Here is a 1243-nt window from a genome sequence, read left to right as displayed (position 1 = left end):
CCCATCCACAATGGGTCATTACTCTTATTCGATAATTTTCAAAGTTTCTGAAACCATAAGCTCGTCTCGTTATCATTTCCATCTTGTTGTGGAAGCCCTCAGTAATGCCGTTGTTGCGTGTATATCGCCACATAGCCACGATGGGTTGTAACCACGAAGTGAGTGTCCTGGCGAGTGCGTTGAGTGGGCTGTGATGTAACTGCTCAAGCAAGTCTAAAAAGCCTGTGAGTTTCTTTTCCATTCGTCTTTCATTCATGGTCTTAAGCAGCATGTAGCGAATGAGCTTTTGTTTAACCTCATACAACGCTTTGAGTACAGGGTAGTCTGCCAGGTAACGCTGTAGGTTTGCATTGTTGTCTTCACTCAATCGCCATTGATGACGGCGCATGAGGCTCAATAGACCTCGGTTCTTACGTCCTTCAGGATGATGTTGCTGCCAGGCCTTTAGGAAGTGATGGTTAATCAGGCGCACCACATGAAAGCGGTCTGCCACGATGGTCGCATTGGGGAAATAGCGTTTGGCAATATTGCGATAGGTTTCGGACAAATCCATGGCGATGAGCCGCACGTTTTCTTTGCCAGGTAAGTGACGTAAATAATGGCGCAAACTGAGCTCAGAGCGACCGAGTTTGACGTCGAACACACTGTGGTGACGTAAATCAACGAATGTCGTCGCATAGCCCTTCTTACGGGTGAAGAAGTGCTCATCAATGCCCAGCATCTCAGGACAGGGTCGACTGATGATTTCTTTGTATTTTTGACTGATATGAGATTGGTACCATCGTTCTACCGTTGTCGGGCTGATTCGATGTGTGCGGGAAATGCCGCGCTGTGTCACACCCCCATGATGGGCTTCAAAGACTTCCAGGCGATAACACTCCGAAGCACGATAACGCGGCCTGATGCCAACGAAAGGGTGTCTGAAATAGCGTCCACAGTCACGACAATGATACTTTGGCACTTTTAGATACAGCGTCAGTAGCTGATTGCCCTGACGAGTGTGTTTCACCGTGCGCTTGTGCGTGGCTTTGATCCGCAGACGGTTGCCTTGACAGTGTTTGCAGGGTGGTCTTCGACTGGGTCTGGCCCACACCTTTATCTCATCATGACGATGGATATGTTCAACTTCTAATTCGGTTATGCCTAAAATAGTACCTGCGTGGGACATCGGCTCGCTCCATTAAATGATCTTCGCAAAATCAGTTTAATGAAAGCTGATGTCCCCCGTTTATGATGAAGAGCC

The 1243-nt window shown here is 48.0% G+C and carries 1 protein-coding gene; it reads right to left on the bottom strand.

Annotation, left to right across the window (positions count from 1 at the left end; all coding sequences use genetic code 11):
• Positions 1–1168, bottom strand: a 1168-nt coding sequence (locus G441_RS0116385; protein ID WP_051275674.1) for an ISL3 family transposase, incomplete at its 3' end; no start/stop codon positions are given.
• Positions 1169–1243: the final 75 nt, after the last annotated feature.

The sequence above is a fragment of the Aestuariibacter salexigens DSM 15300 genome, from assembly GCF_000429145.1.
Taxonomy (GTDB): Bacteria; Pseudomonadota; Gammaproteobacteria; order Enterobacterales; family Alteromonadaceae; genus Aestuariibacter; species Aestuariibacter salexigens.
Note: the sequence above shows the minus strand (reverse complement) of the source record. Positions and strands in the feature narration are given on the sequence as shown.